The following is a 21,965-nucleotide window of genomic DNA, read 5'->3' as shown; positions in this document are numbered from 1 at the left end:
GAGATCCGTGCACATTCTGTACGAGGTGAAGGACCGGATCGCGACTCTCACCCTGAACCGCCCCGAGGTCGCCAACGCCCAGAACGCGGCTCTCCTCGACGAACTCGACGCCGCCTGGACCCGGGCCGCCGAGGACGAGGACGTCAAGGTGATCGTGGTGCGCGCCGAGGGCAGGCACTTCTCCGCCGGGCACGACCTCAAGGACCGCTGGCCGTCCCCGGACGAGATCACCCTGGAGTGGATCTACCGGGCCGAGAACCGCCGGTACCTGGAGTACACACTGCGCTGGCGGAACGTGCCCAAGCCGTCGATCGCCGCCGTCCAGGGCCGCTGCATCGCCGGCGGGCTGATGCTGTGCTGGCCGTGCGACCTGATCGTCGCCTCCGAGGACGCCCTGTTCTCCGACCCCGTGGTCACCATGGGCATCGGCGGGGTCGAATACCACGGCCATACCTGGGAGTTGGGGCCGCGCAAGGCCAAGGAGATCCTCTTCACCGGACGCCCCCTCACCGCGGCGGAGGCCGAGAAGGTCGGCATGGTCAACCGGGTCGTCCCCCGAGCGGAACTGGACGGCACCACCCGCGAACTCGCCGAGCAGATGGCCGGGATGCCGGCCTTCGGCCTCCGCCAGGCCAAGCGGGCCGTCAACCAGACCCAGGACGTACAGGGCTTCTACGCCGCCGTCCAGTCGGTCTTCGACATCCACCAGACCGGTCACGGAAACGCGTTGAGCGTCAGCGGATACCCCATTCTCGCGAAGCTCGACGAGATGAAGGAGAAGCTGCGTTAGCCCTTCTCGGCCAGGTTCTGGGTGCCGAGCACGGACAGCAGCTCCAGTTTCTCGGCCGCCTCGGTGCCCGGCTCGGCCGAGTAGACGAGGATGTGAAGATCGCTCTCGTCGACCCTCAGCAGGTCGCAGTCCAGGGTCAGCAGACCGACCTGGGGATGCTCGACCGTCTTGTGCGAGGTCTGCAGCCGGCCGACCCCTCCCGCCTCCCACAACTCCGCGAATCGCGCGCTCTCGCCGCGCAACTCGGCGATCAGGCACCCCAGTTGCCGGTCGGCGGGATAGCGGGCGGAGGCCGCGCGCAGCTCGGCGACCAGGCCGGCCTCGAAGGCCCGCCGTTCCTCCGGGGTGTGCCGCACCCGGCCGGGCACGCCCATGAAGTTGCGCCACACCCCGTTGCGTTCGAAACCGCGCAGGGTGGACGGATCGCCCATCAGGGCCGCGTGCATCGGATTGGCCAGCAACAGCGTCATCGCCGCGTCGGAGACCGCGACGGGTGTGCCCACCAGCCGGTCGAGGAGCCGCTGCACGCTGGGCGTGATGAACGCGGGCACCATGTCGGGGCCCGGCACGACCAGTCCCGCCAGCCCGAACAGGTAGGTCCGTTCGTCGCCCGAGAGGCGCAGTGCCCGCGCGAGGGCCTCGACGACCTGGACGGACGGACTGGCGGCCCGTCCCTGTTCGAGCCGTGTGATGTAGTCGACCGAGATCCCCGCCAGCAGGGCCAGCTCCTCGCGTCGCAGCCCGGACGTCCGCCGGTAACGCCCGGAGGGCAGCCCGGCCGCGTCCGGGGAGACCCGGTCGCGCCAGCGCCGCAGTGCCTGCCCGAGTTCCGTCGCCGTCATGCTCCCCAGTCAACACCGCCGGCCGTGGATGTGCCTGGTACCGGCAGTCCCAGGAAGAAGGGGCTTCTGGCTGACCGGGTCGCCGCGGCGGAACCTGGACGGCATGACGACAACACTCATCACCGGAGCGAACAAGGGCATCGGCTTCGAGGCCGCCCGCCGGCTCGTCGCAGCCGGCCACACCGTCTACATCGGGGCGCGGGACGCGGAGCGCGGACGCCTGGCCGCCGAGCGGCTGGGGGCGCGCTTCGTGCTGCTGGACGTCACCGACGACGCCACGGTCGACGCGGCCGTGAAGACCATCGCGGCCGACGGTGGAGTGGACGTCCTGGTCAACAACGCCGGAATCGAGACCCGGACCGAGGACAACGGCGTTCCCACAGCCGAGACCGTGACCGCCGACCAGATGCGGAACACGTTCGAGACGAACGTCTTCGGTGTCGTCCGCGTCATCCACGCCTTCCTGCCGCTGCTGCGGCGTTCGGCGGCCCCGGTCGTGGTCAACGTCAGCAGCGGCCTGGCCTCGCTGACCAGCCTCTCCGACCCGGACCACCCCGCGCACTTCTACCCGGGCATCGCCTACCCGACGTCCAAGACGGCGGTGAACATGCTCACCGTGCAGTTCGCGAAGGCGTTCCCCGACATGCGGATCAACTCCGTGGAGCCCGGCTTCACCAGGACGGACCTCAACGGCAACACGGGCACGCAGACCGTCGAGCAGGGGGCCGAGATCGTCGTGCGGATGGCTCAGCTGGCGCCCGACGGGCCGACCGGCGGCTTCTTCGACGTCAACGGCCCGCTGCCCTGGTGAGTCGCGATGCCGGGTAAGGAGCCTTCCTCGGGAGGGGCTCTCTCCTGGGTTGTTGGGCGCGCACTTCGCGAGGCGAACGGTGCCGTGGCCGGCATCGGCACCGTTCGTCACCCCGCGCGCGACGCGGTGTTCCGGGTGCTCACAGCTGAACCAGCCGGGGTACCGCGCCCTCCGCACGCAGCAGCGCGCCGGCCTCCCGGGTCAACTCCCGTGCGCTGCCCAGCAGTCCGTCCAGCACGAGAGCCCGGCGGACATGCCGGTGCAACGGGTGCTCGGCGGTGAACCCGATTCCGCCCAGCACCTGCTGGCAGTGCCGGGCCGCCGTCAGCGCCGCTTGCCCCGCCGCCGCCTTGGCCAGCAGTGAGCCGAGGGGATCGTCGGCGACCGCGAGGGTCGCCTCGGCGCCCTCCAGCGCCACGAGGGTCTCCGCGAGCCGGTGCCGTACCGCCTGGAAGGAGGCGAGCGGACGGCCGAACTGGACGCGGTCCAGGACATGGGCCCGCGCGAGTGCCAGCATGGCCCGCCCGCTGCCGGTCAGCCACCAGCCGACGGCTCGCCGGCCGGCGGCGAGCGGAACCGGCTCACCCGTGGGCACCGGACGCAGGGGCAGGTCCGCGTCGAGCCCCGTGCTCACGGACGGAGAACCACGTTCCCACTCCACCCATCTGCCGCCCGCGTACGGCAGGATCGCCGAGCCCACGACGTCGACGAGGACCGAGGCATGCGCCCCCGTCTCTCCCAGCAGCCGGAACACGGTCGGCAGCGCCACATCGGGAAACTCCGCCAGCAACTCTGACCAGCCCAGCTCCCTGAGCGCCGCGTCCAGCGCGGGCCCCGCAGCCGTGGTCGTCATCGTCTTGCGCAGTGTCCGCGACAGCAGTTCCACCTCGGCGGCGTCCATGGTCACTCCCTCCCGAGGCCGAGGAGCCGGCGGGCGATGATGTTGCGCTGGATCTCGGCGGTGCCGCCGTAGATGGTGGCCGCGCGTGAGTACAGGTACTCCGAGCCCCAGGGGGAGTCGTCCAGCTCCAGCACCCCGGGCAGCAAGTCCCGTACGGTCTCGAAGAGTTGTTGCTCGGCGGTGGCGAGCAGCACCTTGTCGACCGAGGTCTCGGGGCCGAGCCGGGCACCTTCGGCCAGCCGGCGCTGGGTGGCGTGCGAGCGGCAGCGGACGGTGTGCAGGGCGAGATAGGCGGCGCCCAGGGCCGTGTCGTCCGCGACGTCGCTCTGGGCGAGCAGCCGGTCGAGCCGGGTGTAGAGGTGTGCGACGCGGTGCCAGAAGCAGGTGGAACGCTCGTGCGGGAGCAGGTCCATCGCGAGGCGCCAGCCGTCGCCCGGGCGGCCGAGCATCCGGTCGGCGGGGACGGACACGTCGTCGAGGAAGACCTCGGCGAACTCGTCCACGCCGTGCATCGTGCGCAGCGGGCGGACCGTGATGCCCGGGGTGTCCATGTCGACGAAGAACGCGGTGATGCCGTCGTGGCCGGGCGCGGTGCGAGTGAGCAGGACGCAGCGGGCCGCGAACTGGGCGAGACTCGTCCAGACCTTCTGCCCGTTGACCACCCAGGTGTCGCCGTGCTGCACGGCCTTGGTGGTGAGGGAGGCCAGATCGCTCCCGGAGCCCGGCTCGGAGAAGCCCTGGCACCACTGCTCCCGGCCGCTCAGCAGCAACGGGACCATTTCGGCGGCCAGTTCGGGCCGAGCGTAGGAGATCAGGGTCGGGGTGAGGACCTCCACCATCGAGTAGATGCCGGGCTCGGCCAGGCCGCGGGTGGCGACCTCCTCGCCGAGCACCGCGCGGAAGACGGCGGGGCCCTCCAGACCGCCCACCTGGCGCGGCCAGCCGTAGCGCATCCAGCCCGCGTCGAACAACGCCCGGCGGACCCGCCCGAGTTGGGCGACCTGGGCGTCGAGCGACCGGTCGGGGCCGGGGGACAGGTCGTGCGTGTCGAGCCAGTCCCGCACGGCGGTGCGGAACTCCTCGACGGTGGTGAAGGCGCTCATACGGCCGGTCGCTCGAAGGCGTGCGGCCGTCCCGAGTCGTGCGCGCCGCAGCGGCGGATGAAGGTCATCGCCCGGGTCCGCAGCCGCCAGCCGTCGGCGGTGCGGACATAGGTGTCGTTGTAGTAACCGATGCGCATGTCGTGCGTGGCGTGGTCCACGAAGCACAGCGGCTGGGTGCCGGTCGCCGTGTCCGCCGCCAGCTCGACCAGGGGCGTACCGGTGAGGAACAACCCCTTGGGGGCGGCGGCGACGAGCGCCGGGAAGTCGGCCAGCGGGTAGGTGTCGCCGAAGGCGCTGTATGTGCCGTCGGGGGTGAAGACCGTGAGCAGCCCCTCGATGTCACCACGGGTGATGGTCACCGCATAGCGGGCCAGAAGCTGCTGGATCTCCACGAGATCGTCGGTGGCGTGGTCAGCGGCCACGGGCATGCCTCCTCTGCGCACGCTCGCGCGCGTCGTGTTCGGGCTGGATGCCGAAGGTGTTGAAGGCCATCGCCATCAGGGCGTACGACCCCACCGCGAACACCAGGTCCATCAGCTGGCGTTCGTCGAGGTGCTCGGCGAGCGCGCTCCAGGTGCCGTCGGAGATGTCGGAGCCCTCCTCCAGCTCGTCGACGGCCGCGAGAACCGCGCTCTCCAGCGGATCGGCCGCCTTGCCCTGCCCGGCCGCCTCGATCTCGGCCTCGCTGAGACCGAGATGCCGGGCGGCATGGACGTGATGGGTCCACTCGTAGGCGCAGTCGCGCCGCCTGGCCACGCGCAGGATGACCAGCTCACGCAGCCGGGCCGGGAGCGTGGAGCGATCCAGGACGTAGGTGCTGTAGGGGAGGAAGGCGCCGGTCAGCTCGGGGTGGCGGACCAGCGTGGAGAGCATGTTGCCCGCCGCTGCCGCGTTGCGCATGCTCCGGGGGAGCAGCGGGGCGAGAACCTCACGGGTCCGGTCGTCCCACTGGTCGTCCGGCAGCGGAGGCAGGCGAGGCGGCATGCGGACTCCCTCGACAGGCGGCGAGAATGTAATTCTCAATTCTGAGTGTCAGATTTTCATCCCTGGCGTGGTGGCGTCAACCGTCATGCGCGCAGCTTGGCGAAGTCCCAGCTGACGATCTTCTCCGGGTGCAGTCGCAGCCAGCCGTGCCGGCCGTCGTAGCGGAACTCCCCACCACCCATGTACTTGTCGGCGAAGAGGTTCTCCGGGGCCGCGAGTTCCGTCACCGCCGCACCCTTGCGGGGCACCTCGCCGACCACCTCCGCACTGCCCAGCAGCTCCACACCGCGCAGCCGCAGAAAGTCGAAGCCGCCGTCGTCCACCAGCACGCTCAGCCGCGGATCGCGGCCGAGGTCCGTCCAACGCCGGCTGCGGGTCAGCGAGTTGAGCCAGAGCGCGTGTCCGTCCCAGACGAACCAGAGCGCCCCGGCGTGCGGATGCCCGCCGGGGCCGACCGTGGCCACCCGGCACACGGGCTGTGTGCGCAGAAACTCGTCCCGCTCCTCCTCCGTCATGGCGATCGCGGTTCCCCTGCGTTGACCGGGCATGATTCCTCCCGACTCTCGTGTGAATGCCTAATTCTCCTGCACGACAGGTTGCTTCTCATCTAACGAGAAGCTACTTTCCACCGCAGACAGGACCGTGGCAAGCAGGCCCTGTGACACCCAGAAGAGATGGGGAGCCGTGAGTCTTTTCCATGAGGACCGGCTGTTGATCGACGGGGAACTCCTGCCTGCGCGTCGCAGCTTCGAGACCGTCGATCCGTCCACCGGGAAGGTGCTGGGGACGGCATCCGACGCCGAGGCCGGACATGTCGAGGCGGCCGTCGCCGCCGCCCGCCGCGCGTTCGACACGACCGGCTGGATGCGCGACCGCGACCTGCGGCTGCGCTGCCTGCGCCAGCTCTACGAGGCATTGCGCGAACACCGCGAGGAACTGAGGGAGTTGACCATCGCCGAGGTGGGCGCACCGCGCTCGCTCACGCACGGCCCACAGCTCGACGAGCCGATCGAGATGGTGAAGTACTACGCCGACCTGCTGGAACGCTACGAGTTCCGCGAGGACCTCGGCGTCGTCGAGAGCCGGGGACGCCGGCACCGGCGCTGGGTGGAGAAGGAGGCCGGCGGAGTTGTCGCGGGGATCCTGCCGTACAACTTCCCCAACCAGCTGGCCCTCGCCAAGCTCGCCCCCGCGCTCGCCGCCGGTTGCACCGTCGTACTCAAAGGCGCCCCCGACACCCCGTGGACGACCCTTGCCCTCGGCCGGATCATCGCCGAGGAGACCGACATTCCCGCGGGCGTGGTCAACGTTCTCACCTCCTCGGGCCCCGAGACCGGCGAACTGCTGACCACCCACCCGGACATCGACATGATCACCTTCACCGGGTCGACACCGGTCGGCAAGGCCATCATGGCGGCCGCCTCCGCCTCCCTGAAGCGGGTGTTCCTGGAACTCGGCGGCAAGTCCGCGATGATCGTCCTGGACGACGCGGACCTCGCCAACGCGGCGGTCTTCGCCGCCTTCACCATCTGCTCCCACGCGGGCCAGGGCTGCGCACTGACGTCACGGCTGCTCGTCCCGCGAGACAAGCACGACCAGATGGTCGGCCTGGTCGCCGCCATGCTCGGCAAGGTCAAGTACGGCGACCCGGCCGACCCCGCGACCAATATGGGCCCTCTCATCAGCGAGAAGCAGCGTTCCAAGGTCCACGGCATGGTCGAGCGGGCCGTCGCCGACGGAGCCCGCCTGGTCACCGGGGGACGGCCCGCCGAGCGCGAGGGCTTCTTCTACGAGCCCACCCTGCTCGCCGGCGTGGACCCGCGCGCCGAGATCGCCCAGGAGGAGGTCTTCGGCCCGGTGCTCGCCGTCATCGCCTACGACGACGAGGACGACGCGGTCAGGATCGCCAACGACTCGGTGTACGGCCTGTCCGGCGCGGTGATCGGCGCCGACGACGAACGGGCGACCGCGGTGGCCCGCCGTATCCGCAGCGGCACCTTCAGCATCAACGGGGGCAACTTCTTCGCGGCCGACGCCCCGTTCGGCGGATTCAAGCAGTCCGGCATCGGCCGGGAGATGGGCGTGGCGGGGCTGGAGGAGTTCCTCGAGCTCAAGACCTTTGCCGTGCCGGCCGGCTGACGCCGGTACGCGGCAGTTCGGGGACACCACCGAGGAGGAACCCCCGTGAGAGTCAAGGCAATCCCCGTCGCCCTGTCGGCGGCCGCACTGTTCGCCGTCGCCGGATGCGGCGGCCATGACAGCGCCGGCGACGCGAGCGACGGCGGCGCGACCCCGACGAAGGCCGCGCAGCAGGCCTCGTCCGGGGACTTCGGCGACCTGAAGAACATCTGCGGTCCGGGAAGCGCCAAGAGCTCGCCGGCCCAGGGCGTCACCGCCGACGCCATCGACGTCGGCGTCTTCTCCGACGTCGGCTTCACCAAGAACTCCGAATTCATCGACACCGCCAAGGTGTTCACGGCCTGGTGCAACGCGGCCGGCGGAATCAACGGCCGCAAGCTCGTCGCCACCACCCGGGACTCCGCCCTCATGCAGGTACGTCAGCAGATGCTGGCGGCCTGCAAGCAGGACTTCGCGCTCGTCGGCGGCGGCGCGGCCCTGGACGCGCTGGGCGTGCAGGACCGGCTCAAGTGCCTGCTGCCCGATTTCCCGGCGCAGGTCAGCCAGGTCCAGAACGTCGGCTCTGACCTCCAGCTGAACGAGACGGGCGGAGCGGCCTACGCCCGCTACATCGGCTACTACGACTGGCTGCTGAAGCAGGCCTACCCGAAGTCGGCGGACGCCGTCGGCACCATCGCCGGCGACGCCCCCGTGACCAAGGTTCTCAACGGCGAGACCGTGGAGACGCTGAAGGCCGCCGGCGGGAAGGTCACCTACCAGGACCTCTACCCCGCGGCCGGTGTCTCCGACTGGACGCCCTACGCGCAGTCCATCAAGAGCAAGGGCGTCAAGGGCCTGGTCTTCAACGGCGACTTCGCGAGCCTGTCCAAGCTCGAACAGGTCCTGACCGGGATGAACTACAGGCTCGACTGGATCGACGCCAACAACAACGCCTACGGTCAGGCCTTCCTCCAGCTCGCCGGGAAGTCCCTCGACCAGCAGAACAACTTCGCCGATCTCAGCGGCGTGTACCCGCTGGAGAAGGCGGCCGACAACCCCGCGACCCAGCAACTCGTCGCCCTGTTCAAGAAGTACGACCCCGGCGCGCAGATCACACTGCCCGGCGTCCGCGGTTTCGCCGCCTGGCTGCTGTTCGCCAAGGCCGCCTCCTCCTGCGGCGACGACCTCACCCGCAAGTGCGTCTACGAGGCCGCGGCCAAGGAGAGCGCGTGGACCGGCGGCGGGCTGCTCGCCCCGGTCGACCTGTCCCAGCCCGGCGCCCCTCTGACCTGCTTCAACATCGAGAAGGCCACACCCGACGGCTGGCAGCCCGCGGACTTCGAGCCCGACACCGGCGCCTACAGGTGCCACGAGCCCGCCCACAAGTTCAAGGGCGACTACGGCAAGCCCCTCACCCTCGCCGACGTCGGCAAGAGCCTGAGCGATGTGAAGTAATGGAGCAGTTCCTGACCTTCGGGATCGTCGGTCTGAGCACCGCCGCCATCTACGCGGTGATCGGCAGCGGACTGGTGCTCACCTACGTCACCACCGGAGTGTTCAACTTCGCGCACGGGGCGGCGGGCATGCTCGCGGCGTTCTGCTACTGGCAGTTCACCGTCGGCTGGGGCTGGCCGGTCCCGGTGGCCCTGGCGCTGGTCCTCCTCGTCCTCGCCCCCGCCTTCGGCCTCGCCGTGGAACGGGTCCTGATGCGGCCGGTGCAACGCCTCGGCGAGGCCGAGCGGTTGGTGATGACGGTGGCGCTGCTCAGCGGCGCCATCGCCGCCGCCCGCTGGATCTGGGACCCCAACGTCCCACGTCCGCTGTCGGTGTTCTTCGCCGACAAGAAGCCCTTTCACATCGGACCGGCCACCCTCACCTGGCATCAGGCCCTCACCATGGCCGTCGCCGTCGGCGTCGCCGCCGGTCTGTGGTTCCTGCTCAACCGCACCCGCACCGGCGCCGAGATGCGCGCCACCGTCGACGACCGGGCCCTGGTCCGGCTGACCGGTGCCGACCCGATCCGCGCCAGCCGCGTGGCATGGATCCTCGGCACCCAACTCGCGGCGGTCGGCGGCATATTGATCGCCCCGACCGTCGCCCTCGACGCCTCCCAGCTGTCGCTGCTCATCGTCAGCGCCTACACGGCAGCGGTCTTCGGGAGGCTGCGCAGCCTGCCCCTGACCTTCGCCGGGGCGGTCGTCGTCGGCTGTCTGGAGAGCTACCTCACCGGCTACCTCCCGCAGAACCCGTACCTGCCCGGACTGCGCCTGGCCGCCCCCGCCCTGCTGCTCTTCCTCGCTCTCCTCCTGTTCCGCCACCCGGGCCTGCGCCACCGCGACCGACGCCTGGTCCAGGTCCCGGCCCCCAGCCTGCGCGGCACACTCGTCTTCGCCGCCTCGACCGTCGCCTTCGGGATCGTCCTGGCGACCGTGCTCGACGAGTCCCAACTCGCCACCTACGGCCCGATCTTCTCCCTCGGGATCGTCGCACTCTCCTACGTCCCCCTCGCCGGGTACGCCGGTCAGATCTCCCTGTGCCAGCTGAGCATGGCCGGCATCGGCGCCGTCACCTACGGACACCTCGGCGCCCACGGGGAGTTGTGGGCGCTCGCCGCCGCCATCGCCGTGTCCGGGGCGGCCGGCGCGCTGATCGCGGTGCCGGCACTGCGGTTCTCCGGGGTCTATCTCGCCCTGGGAACAGCCGCGTTCACGGTGATCCTGGACCGATGGATCTTCACCCTCCCCTCCTTCGACCTGTTCGGGGCGCGCATCTCCCTCTTCGACCAGGGCTCGGTCGACATGAACGGACCCGACCTCCTCGGTCTACGGCTGGACTCCGCAGCCGAGTTGACGGTCGTCGCCGCGGTCTGCCTCGGACTCGCCTCCCTGGCGATCGCCTGGCTGCGCCGCAGCGGCTTCGGACGGCGCCTGATCGCACTGAGGGACAGCGAGGCCGCGTACGCGACGCTCGGCGGCAACCTCCTGCTGACCAAGGTCGCCGTGTTCGCACTGTCGGCCGGCATCGCCGGACTCGGCGGCGCCCTCTACGGCATGCAGCAACGGTCCATAACCGCCGACCAGTTCAACCTCGTCGCCGGACTGCCGATCTTCCTGGTCGCCGTGATCGGCGGCCTGGGCGCGGTCGGCAACGGCCTGTTCGCCGGGACCGCCTTCCTCGGACCGAACGTCCTGATCGGCGTGGCCTCCTGGACACAGAACATCGTCACCGTGCTGCCGGCCCTGGCCGGAATGGGCCTGGGCCACAGCCCCGAGGGCATCGTCGCCCGCTTCCGGCGCGATTGGGAGCCCCTCGGCCATGACCTGATCGCTCTGCCCGCGCTGCTGGGCGCCCTGGCACTGGGCTGGGTGCTGCGGCTGACCGATGCGATCAACGGCTGGACGTTCCTGGCCGGTTCACTCGTGACCGCGCTCGCCCTGCGCTCCTGGGCCGCCGCTCGCCGGGCCCCGAAGACCGAACCGGACGTGCCGGTCGAGTGGTGGGGCATACGGCGTCCCTGGCGCCCGCAGGACGGGGAGGTGCTGGTCCGTGCCACTGCTGGACGTTAGCGGAGTCACCGTCGCCTTCGGCGGCAACCGGGCCCTCGACGGCGTCGGGATGAGCGCCGACCGAGGTCGTGTCACCGGGCTCATCGGGCCCAACGGGGCAGGAAAGAGCACCCTGTTCGACGTGGTGTCCGGGCTGCGCCGGCCCCAGTCGGGAAAGGTCGTCCTCGACGGCCGCGACGTCACCCACCTAGGTCCGGCGCGCCGTTGCCGGCACGGACTGGCCCGCACCTTCCAACGCCTCGAACTCTTCGGCCGGTTGACCGTCCGCGACAACCTCCTGGTCGCGGCGGAGCTCGGCCCCGACCGGCGGCGGGCGGCACGGGTGACCGACGGGCTCCTGGACCGCCTCGGTCTCACCGGTATCGCCGAGACCTGCGCCGACAACCTGCCCACCGGCGTCGCCCGCCTCGTCGAGGTGGGCCGTGCCATGGCCGTACGACCCGAACTCCTGCTTCTGGACGAGCCCGCCGCGGGGCAGGACGGCGAGGAGACCGAGCGGTTCGCGGCGCTGCTGCGCTCGCTCGCCGAGGACGGCACCGCGGTCGTCCTGGTCGAGCACGACATGGGGCTGGTGATGGGCGTGTGCGACGAGGTGTACGTGCTCGACCTCGGCAAGGTCATCGCCGTAGGACCGCCCCAGGTGATCCGCAACGACGAGACGGTGCTGGCGGCCTATCTGGGGGACGTGTGAACGCTCTGCTCGAACTGCGCGCCGTCCGCGCCGCCCACGAGGGCATCACCGTCCTGCACGGCGTCGACCTCGCGGTCGGCGCCGGACAGGTCGTCGCGCTGCTCGGACCCAATGGCGCCGGGAAGACGACCGCCCTGCATGTGGCAGCAGGCGTCCACCCGGCGCAGTCCGGCCGACTCCTGCTCGGCGGACGGGACATGACCGGCGCGGACCCCCGCGACCTCGCCCGGGCCGGCGTCTGCCTGATCCCCGAGGGCCGGGGCGTTTTCCCCAACCTCTCCGTCCGCGACAACCTGCTGATGATGACCTTCACGGGCCGCGGCAGGGAACAGATAGAGGAAGTCGCCTTCGCCCGGTTCCCCGTCCTGGGCAAGCGGGCCAAGCAGGCGGCAGGCACGCTCTCCGGAGGCGAGCAGCAGATGCTCGCCCTCGCCCGGGGCCTGGCCACCGACCCGGCCGTGCTGCTCCTCGACGAACTGTCCATGGGACTGGCGCCCCTGGTCGTCTCCCGGCTCTACGAACAGGTCGCCGAGATCGCCCGGCAGGGCGTCGCGGTCCTGGTCGTCGAGCAGTTCGCGGCGGCCGTCCTCGGCATCGCCGACCACGCCGCGGTCCTCGTGCGCGGCCGCATCGAACGCCAGGGCCGCCCCGACGGCGGGCTGCGCGACGAACTGTCCGCCCTCTACCTGGGGAGTTCCGTATGACACCCACCGAGCCCCACACAGACTCCCGTGAGGCGCAGCCAGGTTCTCGCGAGCCGAGCACGGACTCCCGCGCCGACCGGTTCGTCCGCGAACTCGCCGAGCTCAAGATCCCCGACCCGGCGGCCGCGCGGGCCGGCCTCTGGCTCCGTCTCGGCGGCACCCTGATGGCCGTAGGACTGGTCCTCGCGCTCTCGTCCTACTTCCTCTCCCACAACACCCAGAACCCCCTCGACCAGCGCGACGCCCTCGCCCTCGGCCTGGGCGGCATCGCCGCGACCGTCGTCGGCGCGGCCCTGTTCCTGCGCTACTCGCTCACCGGCTTCCTCCGGTTCTGGATGGCCCGGCAGTCCCACGACCTCGCCGTGCTCGCCGACCGCCTGTTGGAAAGGGACCTCAACCATGACCTCACCGGCACCGACGCTGCGCCCCGGTGACCAGCTCGCCAGCACGGTGTGCACCACCCGGGTGGTCGTCGTGCGCGCTCCCGCCGACCCGCAGCCGGCCCTGACCTGCGGTGGCGCCCCGCTCGTGGCCGCCGCCACCGCGCCTCCCGCCCCCGCCGGCGACGCAGAGCCGGTCACCCTGCTCGGCAAGCGCTACGTAGACGGAAACGGCGTTCTTGAGCTGCTGTGCACCAGTCCCGGAGCCGGCGAACTCGCCTGCGACGGCGTCCCCATGACCCTCAAGGCCGCCAAACCCCTCCCGGCCTCCGACTGACCGCCGTCACCCCCACCGGCTCCACCACCGAAAGGTACCTCGCATGAACAAGGACGATCTGATCCTCATCAGCGTCGACGACCACATCATCGAGCCGCCGGACATCTTCGTGAACCACCTGCCGAAGAAGTACCTCGACGACGCGCCCAAACTCGTCCACCGCGAGGACGGCAGCGACCGCTGGCACTTCCGCGACAACAGCGTCGGGAACGCCGCTCTCAACGCCGTGGCCGGCCGGCCCAAGGAGGAGTACGGCCTCGACCCGCAGGGCATGGACGAGATCCGGCCCGGCTGCTACGACGTCCACGAGCGGATCAAGGACATGAACGCGGGTGGTGTGCTGGCGCAGATGAACTTCCCGTCCTTCCCCGGGTTCTCCGCGCGCATGTTCGCCACCGAGGACTCCGACTTCTCCCTCGCGCTGGTGCGGGCGTACAACGACTGGCACATCGACGAGTGGTGCGGTGCCTACCCGGGCCGCTTCATCCCGATGGCGCTGCCCGCGATCTGGTCCGCCGAGCTGTGCGCGGCCGAGATACGGCGGGTCGCGGCCAAGGGATGCCACTCGATGACCTTCCCGGAGAACCCCGCGGTCCTCGGCTACCCGAGCTTCCACGACCCGTACTGGAACCCGGTCTGGCAGGCCGCCTGCGACACCGGCACCGTTCTGTCGGTGCACATCGGCTCCTCCGGCCGCCTGGCCATCCCGTCCGTCGACTCGCCGCCGGACGTGATGATCACACTTCAGCCGATCAACCTCGTCCAGGCCGCGGCCGACCTGCTGTGGTCGCGGACCCTGAAGGACTTCCCCGACCTGAAAATCGCCCTCTCGGAAGGCGGAACGGGCTGGATCCCCTACTTCCTGGAGCGTGTCGACCGCACCTTCGAGATGCACGCGGCGTGGACCCTCCAGGACTTCGGCGGGAAGCTGCCGTCGGAGAAGTTCCGCGAGCACTTCCTGACCTGCTTCATCACCGACAGGCTGGGTGTGAAGCTGCGGCACGAGATCGGTATCGACAACATCTGCTGGGAGGGCGACTACCCGCACAGCGACTCCCTGTGGCCGGACGCCCCGGAACAGCTCCACGGCGTGCTCGAAGAATTCGATGTGCCGGACGCGGACATCGTGAAGATCACCCACGAGAACGCCATGCGCTGGTACTCCTTCGACCCGTTCTCGCACATTCCGCGCGAGCGGGCCACGGTCGGCGCCCTGCGCCGGGCCGCCGCGGGCCATGACGTCAGCATCCGGCCGCGCAGCCGGCAGGTCACGGAACCGGTCGACAAGCTGGAGGCCTACCGCCAGCGGGCGCGCGCGGCTGTCGCAGCGGCGAGCAAGTAATGGCCCACGAGAACGGGCTGTTCGACCTGACCGGCCGTTCGGCGCTGGTCACCGGGGCGGCCGGCGGTATCGGTGCCGCCGTGGCCCACGCCCTCGCCCGGGCCGGAGCAGCCGTCCTGGTCACCGACGTGGACGGAACGGCCGCCGCCACGGTCGCCGGCAAGATCGGCGCGGCGGGCGGTACGGCGGACAGCGCCGTGCTCGACGTCCGCGCCCGGGACGCCGCCGAGGCCGCGGTGGCCCGGGCCGCCGCACTCACCGACGGGACGCTGCACGTCCTCGTGAACAACGCCGGCGTGACCGCGCCGGCCATGTTCTGGGACCTCGCCGAGGACGCCTTCCGGCGACTGCTCGACATCCATGTCATGGGCACCTTCACCTGTTCCCAGGCCGCACTCCCGTATCTGCCCACCGACGGCACGGGGCGCATCATCAACGTCACCTCGTCGGCCGGCCTCACCGGCACGCTCGGCCAGGTCGACTACTCGGCGGCCAAGGCCGCGATCATCGGCATGACCAAGTCCCTCGCCAGGGAACTCGCCCGCCGGCAGATCAAGGTCAACGCCCTGGCACCCCTGGCGGCCACTCCCATGACCGAGACCATCCGCACCGACGAGAAGTTCGCCGCCACCATGCTCGCCCGTATCCCGCTCGGCCGCTGGGCCGAACCCGAGGAGGTCGCCGGAGCCTTCGTCTTCCTCGCCTCGGACGCGGCCTCCTTCGTCACCGGCCAAGTCCTGCCGGTGGACGGCGGTCTGGTGATCTGATGCCCGACGGACCCCTCTCCGGCGTCACGGTAGTGGCGCTGGAGCAAGCCGTCTCCGCCCCCATGTGCACCCGGATCCTGAGCGACTTCGGAGCCCGGGTCATCAAGGTGGAGAACCCGGACGGAGGCGACTCCGCCCGGCACATCGACGACGTGGTGAACGGCCTCGCCGCCCACTTCGTCTGGGCCAACCGCGGCAAGGAGTCGCTCGCACTCGACCTCAAGTCCCGCGCGGGCATGGCGATCCTGCACCGCCTGCTCGACCGCGCCGACGTCCTGGTCTCCAACCTCGCCCCGGGCACCACGGGCAAACTAGGCCTGGCACCAGCGGACTTGACGGTCCGTCATCCCCGCCTGATCGCAGTGGAGATCGACGGCTACGGACCGGGCGGCCCGCTCTCCCACAAACGGGCCTACGACCTTCTGGTCCAGGCCGAGTCCGGCGTCTGTGCGGTCACCGGCCACCCCGGGGCACCGGCCAAACCCGGTCCGCCGATCGCCGACACCGCCACCGGCCTCTACACCGCCCTGTCCATCGTGTCGCTGCTCTACGCGGGCGAGCGCGGGCGTTCCGTCGCGGTGAGCCTGTTCGACACCATGGCCGAGCTGATGGGCTACCCGCTGACCTACACCCGGCACTCGGGTCTGGAGCCCGAGCCCATCGGCATGAGCTCACCCGCCGTCGCGCCCTACGGCGCCTACGCCACCGCCGACGGTCACACGGTCGTCCTCGGTACCACCAACGACCGTGAATGGCAGCGCCTGGCACGGGAGTTGCTCGACCGCCCCGACCTCGCGGACGACGAGCGCCTGCGCACCAACCCCGGCCGGGTCGAGCACCGGGAGCTGCTGGACACCGCGCTCGGCGAGTGGTGCGCCCGGCACGACCTGGCGTACGTCCAGCGGCGCGCCGACGACGCCGGCATCGGGAACGCCCGCTACAACACGCCGAACGACGTCCTCGCCCACCCGCACCTCGCGGCCCGGGACCGCTGGCGCCGTGTCGACACACCCGCCGGACCGATACCGGCCCTTGTGCCGCCTCCGGTCATCTCCGGCTACGACCCCCCGATGGGCGCCGTACCCGGCCTCGGCGAACACACCGACAAGGTCCTCGCCGAACTGGGCCTCACCGGCGAGGAGATCGCCGAACTGCGGGGCGAGCGGTGACCGGACGGCCCGCACTGCTGGTGGGCGACAGCGCCGGCGTGCGGACTGTGACCCTGAACCGGCCGCACCGCAGGAACGCCGTCGACCGCGAGTTGTGGGCGGCCCTGCGGCACGCGCTCACCGAGGCCTCGCGCGACGAGCGCGTACGGACGCTGGTCCTCACCGGCGCGGGGGGAGCGTTCTGTTCCGGCGCCGACCTCACCAGCGCCGGCGCCGACACCCGGCATCCCCTGGACAAGGTGCGCGACATCAACGAAGTCGCCCTGCTGCTGCACGAGTTGCCGGTCCCGACGATCGCCAAGGTGAACGGGGTGGCGGTCGGTGCGGGCTGGAACCTGGCCCTGGGATGCGACCTGGTCGTGGCGACCCCGGAAAGCCGGTTCTCGCAGATCTTCACGCGCCGCGGACTGTCCCCGGACGCGGGCGGCTCCTGGCTGCTGCCCAAGCTGGCGGGACTCCAACAGGCCAAGCGGCTCGCCCTGCTGGCCGAGATGATCGACGCCGAGGAGGCCCGGTCGCTGAACCTCGTGACCTGGGTGGTGCCGACCGAGGAGATCGACAAGTACGTCGCCGACCTGGCCGACCGGCTGGCAGCCGGACCGCCGCTCGCCCTCGCGCAGACCAAGGCCCTGCTGAACGAAGGAGCCGACCGCACACTGCGCGAGGCCCTCGCCGGTGAGGCCCGGGCCCAGACGGTGAACTTCGCCTCGACGGACATCACCGAGGCGTATGCGGCCTTCGCCGAGAAGCGAGAACCACGTTTCACCGGCCGCTGGTACCGACTGCCCCCTCCGGAGGACCCTTCATGCGCGAAGCAGTGATCGTCGAGGCCGTCCGCACACCCGTCGGCAAACGGGGCGGCGGCCTGTCGGAGGCACACGCGGTGGACCTCTCCGCGATCGTCCTCGACGCCCTCGCCGAACGCACCGGCATCGACCCGGCGGTCGTCGACGACGTCATCTGGGGCTGCGTCTCCCAGGTGGGCGACCAGTCCAGCAACATCGGCCGCTACGCCGTCCTCGCGGCCGGCTGGCCAGAGACCGTCCCCGGCACGACCGTGAACCGGGCCTGCGGATCCAGCCAGCAGGCCCTCGACTTCGCCGCCCAGGCCGTCATGTCGGGCCGGCAGGACGTCGTCGTGGCGGGCGGGGTCGAGGTGATGAGCCGGGTGCCGCTCGGCTCATCACGGACCACCGGGATGCCGTACGGACCCCGGGTCCTCGCCCGGTACCACGGATTCTCCTTCGACCAGGGTGTCTCCGCCGAGAAGATCGCGCAGAAATGGGGCTTCACACGTGCCGAGTTGGACGCGTTCGCCGCCCTTTCCCATGAACGAGCCGCCGCCGCCCAGGACAGTGGCGCCTTCGACGCCCAGATCGTCCCCGTGGGCGAGGTGAGGGCCGACGAGGGAATCCGGCGCGGGACCACGGTCGGGAAGCTCGCCGGACTGAGGCCCGCCTTCCTCGACGACGGCGTCATCCACGCGGGCAACGCCTCCCAGATCTCCGACGGCGCGGCGGCCCTTCTCGTCATGACACCCGAAAAGGCACGGGAGTTGGGGCTCACCCCCCTCGTGCGCCACCGCTCGGGAGCGGTGGTCGGCGCCGACCCGGTGCTCATGCTGACCGGCCCGATCCCGGCGACGGAGAAGGTGCTGGCCAAGGCGGGCGTGGCGCTGTCGGAGGTCGGCGTCTTCGAGGTCAACGAGGCGTTCGCCCCGATCCCGCTCGCATGGCTCGCCGAGACCGGCGCCGATCCCGAGCTGCTCAACCCGCTCGGGGGAGCCATCGCGCTCGGCCACCCGCTGGGCGGGTCCGGCGCCGTCCTGATGACCCGCATGATCCACCACATGCGCGACCGCGGCATCCGCTACGGCCTGCAGAGCATGTGCGAGGGCGGCGGCACGGCCAACGCCACACTCGTCGAACTCGCCGTCTGAAGAGGGGTACCGGTGCGCCGAGACATCTACACCGCCGACCACGAGGCGTTCCGCGAGCTGGTACGGGAGTTCGTGGCCAAGGAGGTCGTCCCGAACTACGCGGACTGGGAGAAGGCCGGGCGTCTGCCGCGTGCGATCTTCCAACAGCTGGGCTCACTCGGCCTGTTGGGCATGGCCGTCCCGAAGGAGTACGGCGGGGCCGGCCTGGACGACTACCGCTACAACGTCGTCCTCCAGGAGGAAGCCGCCCGCGCCCTGGTCACCCTGGGCACCGTCCGCACCCAACTCGACGTCGTCCTGCCCTACTTCCTCGCCTACGCCGACCAGGACCAGCGCCGGCGCTGGTTCCCCGGACTCGCCGCCGGCGAGCTGCTCACCGCCATCGCCATGACCGAACCGGGCACCGGCTCCGACCTCGCCGGCATCCGCACCACAGCCGTACGCGACGGGGACTCGTACGTCCTCAACGGGGCCAAGACCTTCATCACCGGAGGTCTGCTGGCCGACCTGGTGATCGTGGTGGCCCGCACCTCGACCGACCCCGCCGACCGACGCGCGGGCCTGACCCTGCTGGTCGTCGAGGACGGCATGCCCGGCTTCGGCCGGGGACGGGTGCTCGACAAGATGGGCATCAAGGTCCAGGACACGGTGGAGCTGGCCTTCGACGGCGTACGGGTGCCGGTCGCCAACCGGCTGGGGGAGGAAGGGGCCGCCTTCGGCTACCTCGGCCACAACCTCCCCCAGGAGCGGATGACGGTGGCGGTCGGCTCGGTGGCGCAGGCGCGGGCCGCGCTGGAGACGACCCTCGCCTACGTCAAGGAGCGCGAGGTCTTCGGGAGGACGGTGGCGTCCTTCCAGAACACCAAGTTCGAACTCGCCGCCGTGGCGGCCGAGATCGAGGCCGCGCAGACCATGCTGGACCGTGCGGTCCTCGACCTGGTGGACGGCGAACTCTCCGGCGCGGACGCCGCGAAGGTGAAGCTGTTCTGCACCGAGATGCAGGCCCGCGCCGTCGACCGCTGTCTCCAGCTCTTCGGCGGCTACGGGTACATGGCCGAGTACCCGATAGCACGCCTGTACGCCGACGCGCGGATCACCCGGATCTACGCCGGGACCAGCGAGGTGATGAAGGTGATCATCGCCAAGTCGCTGGGGCTGTGAGGCGGGTCAGGTTCCGTACCGTGTCGTCTCCGCCAACTCCGCCGCGCTCCGCATCAGTTGCAGCACCATCGGCCCGAAGGACCGCAACTTCTCGTTGTCCCCGGCCCGGTGGAAGCCCTGCTCCAGCACCACACCCAGTTTCCACTGGGCGAGAACGTCGTAGTAGTCCATGTCGTCGACCTGGCGGCCGGACACCTCGGAGTAGCGCCGGATGAGCGCCTCCCGCGAGGGCATGCCACTGAGGTCGACATAGGAGGCGGTGGCCGCCTCGGGCGCGCCGGTGTCCTCGGGCCAGCCACGGAGCATCCAGGCGAGGTCCAGCTTGGGGTCGCCGACCGTGCCCATCTCCCAGTCGACGATCGCGGCCAGCCTGGCCGGCCCGCCGTGCCGGTACATGACGTTGGCGAACTGGTAGTCGCCGTGCATGAGACCGGGGACGTAGTCGAGCGGCTTGTGGGTACGCAGCCAGGCCGCGGCCACGTCGAAGCCGGGCAGCTCGCGGGTCTTCACCCGCTCCAAGTAGCGGCTCCAGCGGTCCACTTGGCGCTCGTGGAAACCCTCCGGACGTCCGAGGTCCCCCAGCCCCTTGGCCCGCCAGTCCACCCGGCCGAGCAGGGCCGCGCCCTCGGCCAGCTGATACGCGAGCCCGGCACGGACTTCGAGGTCAGTGTCGAAGGGGGCCGGCCAGCCATGCCCGCCCGTGTGGGACATCGGCGACCAGCCGTCGACGAACTCCATCAGATAGAACGTCCGTCCAAGAACCTCGGTGTCCGTGCACACGGCGATCGCCTCGGTGTGCGGGACGTCCGTGCCGTTCAGCGCCTCGGTGATCCGCCACTCCCGCAGGATGCCCTCGTCACGGGCGGTCGGCGCGGTCGGCGGTGGAATGCGCAGGGCCGCGTGGAACTCGCCGCGCCGGATCTCGTAGATCTCGTTCTGCGCGCCGCCCGAGACATGGCGGGCCTCGATCGGCTCGCCCTTCCCGGGCAGCCCGGACTCGTCCAGCCAGCCCGCCAGACGTTCGGCATCGATCATCGGGACCCCGCCCCGGCCTCGGGGGCGGCCTTCTGGTCCAGGAACTCCGCGTACTTGGTCCGCGCCGCCGCGACCCGCTTGGGGAGATAGCCGCTCGGCCACAGGTCGTCACTCGCCTTGTGGTCACGCAGCACCTGCCGGGCGACGGTCACCTTGTGCACCTCGGTCGGCCCGTCGGCGATACCGAGGACGCTGGCGCCCAGCAGCATCCGGAACAGCGGCATGTCACCGCTGACACCGAGCGCGCCGTGCACCTGGATCGCGCGGTGTGCGATGTCGTGCAGCACACCCGGCAGCAGCACCTTCACCATCGCGATGTCCTTGCGGACCTTGCGGTAGTCGTTGTACTTGTCGATCTTCCAGGCGGTGTGCAGCACCGCCAGCCGGAACTGCGTCAACTGCGCCCACGAGTCGGCTATGTGCCCCTGCACGAACTGCTTGTCGGCCAGCACGGTGCCCTGCGTGTGCCGGCTCAGCGCCCGCTCGCACATCATGTCGAACGCCTTGCCCGCGAGCCCGATGGTCCGCATCGCGTGATGCACCCGCCCACCGCCCAGCCGGGTCTGCGCGATCACGAACGCCTGGCCCTCACCGCCCAGCAGCGCGTCGGCCGGCACCCGTACGTCCTCGTAGTGCACCAGCGCGTGAGAACCACGTTCTTCCGGCTCACCCGCCAGGGCGACGTTGCGCTCGATGCGGATGCCGGGGGTCTCGGCGGGCACCAGGAACATCGACATGCTCTTGTACGGGTCCCCGTCCGGGTCCGTCACCGCCATCACGATGAAGAACGCGGCCGTCCTGGCGTTGGACGAGAAGTACTTCCATCCGTTGACGACCCACTCGTCGCCCTCGCGCACCGCCCGGGTGGTGAACTCCTTGGGATCGGCGCCCGCCTGGGGCTCGGTCATCGAGTAGCAGGAGAAGATCTCCCCCTCCAGCAGGGGGCGCAGATAGCGGTCCTTCTGTGCCCGCGTCCCGTAGTGCGCGAGGATCTCGGCGTTGCCCGTGTCCGGGGCCTGGCAGCCGAAGACGATCGGGGCCCAGGAGGAACGGCCCAGGATCTCATTGAGCAGGCACAGCTTGACCTGCCCATGTCCCTCACCGCCCAACTCGGGGCCGAGGTGGGTCGCCCAGAGTCCGTGCGCCCGCACCTCCTTCTTGAGCGGGTCGAGGACGCGGCGCAGGGTCTCGTCGGGCGGGGTGAACTGCAGGCCGTCCCACAGGAGATCGAGGGGCTCGACCTCCTCCCGCACGAACTGGTCCGCCCAGTCCAGCTGTGCCTGGTAGTCCGGTTCGGTTTCGAAGTCCCACGGCATTGTGTCTCC

General features: G+C 70.6%; 23 protein-coding genes. 15 read left to right on the top strand and 8 right to left on the bottom strand.

Features of this window, described 5'->3' with window-relative positions:
* Positions 1–7: 7 nt before the first annotated feature.
* Positions 8–790 carry an enoyl-CoA hydratase gene (locus ABZT17_RS14480; RefSeq protein WP_356348174.1) on the top strand — a complete coding sequence of 261 codons (783 nt, stop codon included), beginning with the start codon at positions 8–10 and terminating at the stop codon, positions 788–790.
* Here the strand turns inward: ABZT17_RS14480 and ABZT17_RS14475 are convergent.
* A complete protein-coding gene (locus ABZT17_RS14475; RefSeq protein ID WP_356348172.1) occupies positions 787–1,632 on the bottom strand; it encodes a helix-turn-helix transcriptional regulator in 846 nt (281 codons plus the stop codon). The two genes, ABZT17_RS14480 and ABZT17_RS14475, sit on opposite strands and share 4 nt — an antisense overlap.
* 103 nt (positions 1,633–1,735) lie before the next feature.
* Here ABZT17_RS14475 and ABZT17_RS14470 point away from each other — a divergent pair, with 103 nt between their 5' ends.
* The gene (locus ABZT17_RS14470) at positions 1,736–2,443 is read left to right on the top strand and encodes an SDR family oxidoreductase (protein ID WP_356348170.1); all 708 of its coding nucleotides are present in this window, start codon (positions 1,736–1,738) and stop codon (positions 2,441–2,443) included.
* 139 nt (positions 2,444–2,582) lie between these two features.
* Here the strand turns inward: ABZT17_RS14470 and ABZT17_RS14465 are convergent, their stop codons facing one another.
* The 5 genes from ABZT17_RS14465 to ABZT17_RS14445 all read right to left on the bottom strand — a co-directional run bounded on the left by ABZT17_RS14465 (position 2,583) and on the right by ABZT17_RS14445 (position 5,982).
* Entirely contained in the window at positions 2,583–3,344 is a 762-nt protein-coding gene (locus ABZT17_RS14465; RefSeq protein ID WP_356348168.1) for an acyl-CoA dehydrogenase family protein, read from the bottom strand.
* A gap of 2 nt (positions 3,345–3,346) precedes the next feature.
* On the bottom strand, positions 3,347–4,447 hold the full coding sequence (locus tag ABZT17_RS14460; protein ID WP_356348166.1) for an acyl-CoA dehydrogenase family protein: 1,101 nt from the start codon (positions 4,445–4,447) through the stop codon (positions 3,347–3,349).
* Entirely contained in the window at positions 4,444–4,869 is a 426-nt protein-coding gene (locus ABZT17_RS14455) for a nuclear transport factor 2 family protein (RefSeq protein WP_356348164.1), read from the bottom strand. The genes ABZT17_RS14460 and ABZT17_RS14455 overlap by 4 nt, the downstream gene beginning before the upstream one ends.
* Positions 4,859–5,431 (bottom strand): carboxymuconolactone decarboxylase family protein, encoded by a 573-nt coding sequence (locus tag ABZT17_RS14450; protein WP_356348162.1) that lies wholly within the window; start codon positions 5,429–5,431, stop codon positions 4,859–4,861. Before ABZT17_RS14450 ends, ABZT17_RS14455 begins: the two co-directional genes overlap by 11 nt.
* Positions 5,432–5,514: 83 nt before the next feature.
* On the bottom strand, positions 5,515–5,982 hold the full coding sequence (locus ABZT17_RS14445; protein ID WP_356348363.1) for a pyridoxamine 5'-phosphate oxidase family protein: 468 nt from the start codon (positions 5,980–5,982) through the stop codon (positions 5,515–5,517).
* 133 nt (positions 5,983–6,115) lie between these two features.
* Between ABZT17_RS14445 and ABZT17_RS14440 the strand changes: the two genes are divergently transcribed.
* The 13 genes from ABZT17_RS14440 to ABZT17_RS14380 are packed head-to-tail and all read left to right on the top strand — an operon-like array spanning position 6,116 to position 19,605.
* Positions 6,116–7,570 (top strand): aldehyde dehydrogenase family protein, encoded by a 1,455-nt coding sequence (locus tag ABZT17_RS14440; RefSeq protein ID WP_356348160.1) that lies wholly within the window; start codon positions 6,116–6,118, stop codon positions 7,568–7,570.
* 45 nt (positions 7,571–7,615) lie between these two features.
* Positions 7,616–9,004 (top strand): ABC transporter substrate-binding protein, encoded by a 1,389-nt coding sequence (locus ABZT17_RS14435; RefSeq protein WP_356348158.1) that lies wholly within the window; start codon positions 7,616–7,618, stop codon positions 9,002–9,004.
* On the top strand, positions 9,004–11,115 hold the full coding sequence (locus ABZT17_RS14430; protein WP_356348156.1) for an ABC transporter permease: 2,112 nt from the start codon (positions 9,004–9,006) through the stop codon (positions 11,113–11,115). The genes ABZT17_RS14435 and ABZT17_RS14430 overlap by 1 nt, the downstream gene beginning before the upstream one ends.
* On the top strand, positions 11,096–11,806 hold the full coding sequence (locus ABZT17_RS14425) for an ABC transporter ATP-binding protein (RefSeq protein ID WP_356348154.1): 711 nt from the start codon (positions 11,096–11,098) through the stop codon (positions 11,804–11,806). Before ABZT17_RS14430 ends, ABZT17_RS14425 begins: the two co-directional genes overlap by 20 nt.
* Positions 11,803–12,510 carry an ABC transporter ATP-binding protein gene (locus ABZT17_RS14420; protein WP_356348152.1) on the top strand — a complete coding sequence of 236 codons (708 nt, stop codon included), beginning with the start codon at positions 11,803–11,805 and terminating at the stop codon, positions 12,508–12,510. Before ABZT17_RS14425 ends, ABZT17_RS14420 begins: the two co-directional genes overlap by 4 nt.
* Complete coding sequence (locus ABZT17_RS14415) at positions 12,507–12,944, top strand: hypothetical protein (protein WP_356348150.1); 438 nt, start codon at positions 12,507–12,509, stop codon at positions 12,942–12,944. Before ABZT17_RS14420 ends, ABZT17_RS14415 begins: the two co-directional genes overlap by 4 nt.
* Positions 12,910–13,227, top strand: a complete 318-nt coding sequence (locus tag ABZT17_RS14410) for a hypothetical protein (RefSeq protein WP_356348148.1) — start codon at positions 12,910–12,912, stop codon at positions 13,225–13,227. The genes ABZT17_RS14415 and ABZT17_RS14410 overlap by 35 nt, the downstream gene beginning before the upstream one ends.
* A 43-nt stretch (positions 13,228–13,270) precedes the next feature.
* The gene (locus ABZT17_RS14405; protein WP_356348146.1) at positions 13,271–14,569 is read left to right on the top strand and encodes an amidohydrolase family protein; all 1,299 of its coding nucleotides are present in this window, start codon (positions 13,271–13,273) and stop codon (positions 14,567–14,569) included.
* Positions 14,569–15,336: an SDR family NAD(P)-dependent oxidoreductase gene (locus tag ABZT17_RS14400; RefSeq protein ID WP_356348144.1), complete on the top strand. Its 768-nt coding sequence runs from the start codon at positions 14,569–14,571 to the stop codon at positions 15,334–15,336. Before ABZT17_RS14405 ends, ABZT17_RS14400 begins: the two co-directional genes overlap by 1 nt.
* Positions 15,336–16,505, top strand: coding sequence for a CaiB/BaiF CoA-transferase family protein (locus ABZT17_RS14395; protein ID WP_356348142.1), 1,170 nt, complete (start codon positions 15,336–15,338; stop codon positions 16,503–16,505). Before ABZT17_RS14400 ends, ABZT17_RS14395 begins: the two co-directional genes overlap by 1 nt.
* The gene (locus tag ABZT17_RS14390; protein WP_356348140.1) at positions 16,502–17,326 is read left to right on the top strand and encodes an enoyl-CoA hydratase; all 825 of its coding nucleotides are present in this window, start codon (positions 16,502–16,504) and stop codon (positions 17,324–17,326) included. The genes ABZT17_RS14395 and ABZT17_RS14390 overlap by 4 nt, the downstream gene beginning before the upstream one ends.
* The gene (locus ABZT17_RS14385; protein ID WP_356348138.1) at positions 17,311–18,444 is read left to right on the top strand and encodes a thiolase family protein; all 1,134 of its coding nucleotides are present in this window, start codon (positions 17,311–17,313) and stop codon (positions 18,442–18,444) included. Before ABZT17_RS14390 ends, ABZT17_RS14385 begins: the two co-directional genes overlap by 16 nt.
* 12 nt (positions 18,445–18,456) lie before the next feature.
* Positions 18,457–19,605, top strand: coding sequence for an acyl-CoA dehydrogenase family protein (locus ABZT17_RS14380; RefSeq protein WP_356348136.1), 1,149 nt, complete (start codon positions 18,457–18,459; stop codon positions 19,603–19,605).
* A gap of 6 nt (positions 19,606–19,611) precedes the next feature.
* On the opposite strand, the gene ABZT17_RS14375 is transcribed toward ABZT17_RS14380, so the two are convergent.
* A complete protein-coding gene (locus ABZT17_RS14375; RefSeq protein ID WP_356348134.1) occupies positions 19,612–20,640 on the bottom strand; it encodes a phosphotransferase family protein in 1,029 nt (342 codons plus the stop codon).
* Entirely contained in the window at positions 20,637–21,956 is a 1,320-nt protein-coding gene (locus ABZT17_RS14370; protein WP_356348132.1) for an acyl-CoA dehydrogenase family protein, read from the bottom strand. Before ABZT17_RS14370 ends, ABZT17_RS14375 begins: the two co-directional genes overlap by 4 nt.
* Positions 21,957–21,965 lie beyond the last annotated feature (9 nt).

The organism is Streptomyces sp. NPDC005648 (assembly GCF_040605395.1).
Taxonomy (GTDB): Bacteria; Actinomycetota; Actinomycetes; order Streptomycetales; family Streptomycetaceae; genus Streptomyces.
This window is presented reverse-complemented; position numbering and strand designations above follow the sequence as displayed.

Excerpts from the sequence above, each read along its gene's own strand:
- ABZT17_RS14430 (WP_356348156.1), top strand. The coding sequence starts at position 9,004 with ATGGAGCAGTTCCTGACCTTCGGGATCGTCGGTCTGAGCACCGCCGCC.
- ABZT17_RS14415 (WP_356348150.1), top strand. The coding sequence starts at position 12,507 with ATGACACCCACCGAGCCCCACACAGACTCCCGTGAGGCGCAGCCAGGT.
- ABZT17_RS14375 (WP_356348134.1), bottom strand. The coding sequence starts at position 20,640 with ATGATCGATGCCGAACGTCTGGCGGGCTGGCTGGACGAGTCCGGGCTG.
- ABZT17_RS14450 (WP_356348162.1), bottom strand. The coding sequence starts at position 5,431 with ATGCCGCCTCGCCTGCCTCCGCTGCCGGACGACCAGTGGGACGACCGG.
- ABZT17_RS14470 (WP_356348170.1), top strand. The coding sequence starts at position 1,736 with ATGACGACAACACTCATCACCGGAGCGAACAAGGGCATCGGCTTCGAG.
- ABZT17_RS14370 (WP_356348132.1), bottom strand. The coding sequence starts at position 21,956 with ATGCCGTGGGACTTCGAAACCGAACCGGACTACCAGGCACAGCTGGAC.
- ABZT17_RS14465 (WP_356348168.1), bottom strand. The coding sequence starts at position 3,344 with ATGGACGCCGCCGAGGTGGAACTGCTGTCGCGGACACTGCGCAAGACG.
- ABZT17_RS14395 (WP_356348142.1), top strand. The coding sequence starts at position 15,336 with ATGCCCGACGGACCCCTCTCCGGCGTCACGGTAGTGGCGCTGGAGCAA.
- ABZT17_RS14400 (WP_356348144.1), top strand. The coding sequence starts at position 14,569 with ATGGCCCACGAGAACGGGCTGTTCGACCTGACCGGCCGTTCGGCGCTG.
- ABZT17_RS14475 (WP_356348172.1), bottom strand. The coding sequence starts at position 1,632 with ATGACGGCGACGGAACTCGGGCAGGCACTGCGGCGCTGGCGCGACCGG.
- ABZT17_RS14385 (WP_356348138.1), top strand. The coding sequence starts at position 17,311 with ATGCGCGAAGCAGTGATCGTCGAGGCCGTCCGCACACCCGTCGGCAAA.
- ABZT17_RS14460 (WP_356348166.1), bottom strand. The coding sequence starts at position 4,447 with ATGAGCGCCTTCACCACCGTCGAGGAGTTCCGCACCGCCGTGCGGGAC.
- ABZT17_RS14410 (WP_356348148.1), top strand. The coding sequence starts at position 12,910 with ATGACCTCACCGGCACCGACGCTGCGCCCCGGTGACCAGCTCGCCAGC.
- ABZT17_RS14405 (WP_356348146.1), top strand. The coding sequence starts at position 13,271 with ATGAACAAGGACGATCTGATCCTCATCAGCGTCGACGACCACATCATC.